The 2,733-nt window shown below is 41.4% G+C and carries 6 protein-coding genes; 4 read left to right on the forward strand and 2 right to left on the reverse strand.

Going from position 1 to position 2,733, the window contains the following annotated elements; translation table 11 throughout:
* The first annotated feature begins 101 nt into the window (after positions 1-101).
* The 3 genes from WMO26_RS13360 to WMO26_RS13370 all read left to right on the forward strand — a co-directional run bounded on the left by WMO26_RS13360 (position 102) and on the right by WMO26_RS13370 (position 1,835).
* Positions 102-404, forward strand: a complete 303-nt coding sequence (locus WMO26_RS13360) for a phage holin family protein (RefSeq protein WP_349221130.1) — start codon at positions 102-104, stop codon at positions 402-404.
* A 213-nt stretch (positions 405-617) separates the two neighbouring features.
* A complete protein-coding gene (locus WMO26_RS13365; RefSeq protein WP_349221131.1) occupies positions 618-1,064 on the forward strand; it encodes a DUF6978 family protein in 447 nt (148 codons plus the stop codon).
* A gap of 18 nt (positions 1,065-1,082) precedes the next feature.
* The gene (locus WMO26_RS13370; protein ID WP_349221132.1) at positions 1,083-1,835 is read left to right on the forward strand and encodes a DUF1829 domain-containing protein; all 753 of its coding nucleotides are present in this window, start codon (positions 1,083-1,085) and stop codon (positions 1,833-1,835) included.
* Between the two features lie 43 nt (positions 1,836-1,878).
* Here WMO26_RS13370 and WMO26_RS13375 read toward each other — a convergent pair whose 3' ends face one another.
* Positions 1,879-2,079: a hypothetical protein gene (locus tag WMO26_RS13375; protein ID WP_349221133.1), complete on the reverse strand. Its 201-nt coding sequence runs from the start codon at positions 2,077-2,079 to the stop codon at positions 1,879-1,881.
* A gap of 189 nt (positions 2,080-2,268) precedes the next feature.
* Here WMO26_RS13375 and WMO26_RS13380 point away from each other — a divergent pair, with 189 nt between their 5' ends.
* Positions 2,269-2,553: a helix-turn-helix domain-containing protein gene (locus tag WMO26_RS13380; RefSeq protein WP_349221134.1), complete on the forward strand. Its 285-nt coding sequence runs from the start codon at positions 2,269-2,271 to the stop codon at positions 2,551-2,553.
* A 33-nt stretch (positions 2,554-2,586) separates the two neighbouring features.
* Here the strand turns inward: WMO26_RS13380 and WMO26_RS13385 are convergent, their stop codons facing one another.
* Complete coding sequence (locus tag WMO26_RS13385; RefSeq protein ID WP_349221135.1) at positions 2,587-2,733, reverse strand: ComEA family DNA-binding protein; 147 nt, start codon at positions 2,731-2,733, stop codon at positions 2,587-2,589.

The raw sequence follows: 2,733 nt of genomic DNA on the forward strand, positions 1-2,733 counted from the left end.
TCCGGCCTTACGCCGCCCTGGGCGGCAACGGGACCGGGAAACAGGCGTATGACGACATTATGAACCTGCCCACCGAAGCGGCGGGCGGAAAGGGGTAATTTATGGACATGATCGAAAACATCCAGAGCTTTATTCGGCCGGAATTGCTCGTACTTGTCCCGGTATTGCTTATCCTGGGCGCAATCCTAAAGCGCGCGCAGGCTGTGCCGGACAAATTTATTCCCGCGATCCTCGGCCTGATCGGAATCATCGTTGCGGCGTTGAGCGTCTTTGCAAACAGCCCCCTTGGCACGGCAGGCGACTGGCTGACCGCCGTATTGACCGCCTTTGTGCAGGGTGTCTTGTGCGCAGGCACGGCGGTTTACGTCAATCAAATTTATAAACAAAAGAGAAAGAGCGAATAATAAAACAATAGCCCCGGAACCGTAATGGCTCCGGGGCTATTGTTTATTTCTTGCACAAATTTTGCAGAACTTTATAAAAATATGTGGTATAATAAATTTTAATTGAATAATACTTGTATTACACGATTATTTCGTAATTCTTCCTCCAAGTTCTTGAATATCGTCCTAAATGATGGTAATGTAGAGATGCTTTACGGGGCTGGAGGAGAAATTATGAATGGATATACGCTTACGCAGACAGAAGCAGAAGAATTATTAAAATTAGCAAAGTTAAGTTTGATAAGTATACTTGACTTTCCAGAAGCAGGACAATCAAAAGAGTTTGACGTGATTGGCGACACAAGCGATACTGTTTTTACAGTTTTGATATATCGAGGAAAAATTAAATTAACCAAATATAATATTGGCGCCAGGATTAAGAAGAATAGTATTGTCCTTTTAGAACTTCATATAAACCCATCAAATGTTCACTATAACCCAGACGGAAGTAAAATAGTAGGGTCTCATTGGCATATCTATACCGAAAAATATGGAAAACAATTGGCGTTTCCTGCCGAAAATGTAAAAGATGAAAATTATATAATTAATACCTTGGCTTTTCTGGATAGGTTTAATGTGATCAAAAAACCCGAAATACAATATTCTATGGATTCAATTTAGCTCAAGGGGGGTGTAATCTTGGATATTCAAAAATTGGTTAATGGGTATATAGATTGGTTAAAGCAAGAAATTGTTATAGAGAAAATTGGAGAGTATTATGAGATTACAACTCCATTTCTAGATAATGCAAATGATTATTTGCAAATTTATATAAAGCAAATCGATGATGAAATTTATTTCTCTGATGATAGCGCAACTCTGCAAGGTTTAAAAATGAATGGATTTGAGTTTACACCTGCTCGGAAAGAGCGTTTAAAAAAGATCCTTTTTCAGTATGGTATTTCATTAAATGGAGATGAATTAATCGGAAAGTCATCCGTTTCATCTTTTGCCCAAAAGAAGCATTTATTTATTCAAGCCATTTTACGTATAGATGATATGTTTACAATATCCAAATCGAGAACATCTAGCTATTTTTTAGATGATATCCAAGCTTTTTTTCAGAAAAAAGACATTTATTATTCTGATGACGTTCAGTTTATAGGAAGATCAGGCTTCTATCACAATTATGATTTTCTGCTACAGCGTAGCAAAACAAAGCCGGAACGGTTATGTAAAGCGATTAACGTTCCGAATAAAAACAGCATGGAGAGTACCTTATTTGCTTGGCAAGACACCAAACCCGCAAGAAAAAAAGACAGCCAATTGATTGTTCTATTAAATGATCAAAATAGGATTGCAAAAGGAGTGGTAGAAGGCTTCAATAATTATGGAGTAAAATCTATCCTATGGAGCAAACGCGCGGAGAATATTTCGCTATTTACAGCTTAATTCTAATACCCCGGAGCCATTACGGTTCCGGGGCTTTTTGTTTTTAACCGATAACCAGATCGTCGTCGGCCAGCTCTAAATATTTGACCAAAAATTCCAGCTCCGTGCAAGGTGCGATCTCATCGTGCACGCGCTCCCTTGTCTCGTCGTCCATCATGTTTACGATCACATCCCAATCCATTGCCTCAATTGCCTCTGCGGGGTCTACAAAGTGGTAACCGTTGTCAATGCTGATTCTTTTCATTTCGTTCTCTCCTTTGTTTTTTATTGTCTCCTTGGTACATTTATATTATATGATAATATTATCATCTTGTCAAGAGGTTTTTAAAAATAAAATGTAAATATTATCATTTTATCTTGACTATATCCTCGCCCTGGTATATAGTATAAGCATCAACAAAACAGTACGAGCGGACGAAAAAGGGGGAAAATGATGAAAAGGCGTAAATACGGGGACTGCCAGCGGGAGGACGGAAACTGTGCGGCGTGCTCCTTATCCAGCTACAACCGAGACTGCCACGGCCGGGCCATATCCAAACTGGAGTGGTACAGACTTGTTAACAACATGTCCGTCACCGAGCTTGCCGATGCGTCAGGTGTGGCTCTCCGCCTGATCCAGCGGGCGGAGAGAGGAGAATCCGACGTGGGAAATATGACGGCGCGAAACGTGTTGGCTATTGCTGACGCCCTTGGCGTGGACCCGCACGATTTATTGTAGCAAAAAGCCCTCCGAATGACCGGAGGGCTTATTTTATACGTATATGTACGGCCGCATGGATTCGAGCGTTTCGGGGCCAATGCCCTGGACGTTTAGGAGCTCGTCCACGGATGCAAACGGTCCGTGCTCCTCACGGTACATGATAATCAAGCGGGCTTTTGTGCGCAGTACATTGGGGAT

The sequence above is a fragment of the Solibaculum intestinale genome (genome assembly GCF_040096205.1).
Taxonomy (GTDB): domain Bacteria; phylum Bacillota; class Clostridia; order Oscillospirales; family Acutalibacteraceae; genus Solibaculum_A; species Solibaculum_A intestinale.

Coding starts and splice junctions, on each gene's coding strand:
- WMO26_RS13365 (WP_349221131.1), top strand. CDS start 618: ATGAATGGATATACGCTTACGCAGACAGAAGCAGAAGAATTATTAAAA.
- WMO26_RS13375 (WP_349221133.1), bottom strand. CDS start 2,079: ATGAAAAGAATCAGCATTGACAACGGTTACCACTTTGTAGACCCCGCA.
- WMO26_RS13360 (WP_349221130.1), top strand. CDS start 102: ATGGACATGATCGAAAACATCCAGAGCTTTATTCGGCCGGAATTGCTC.
- WMO26_RS13380 (WP_349221134.1), top strand. CDS start 2,269: ATGAAAAGGCGTAAATACGGGGACTGCCAGCGGGAGGACGGAAACTGT.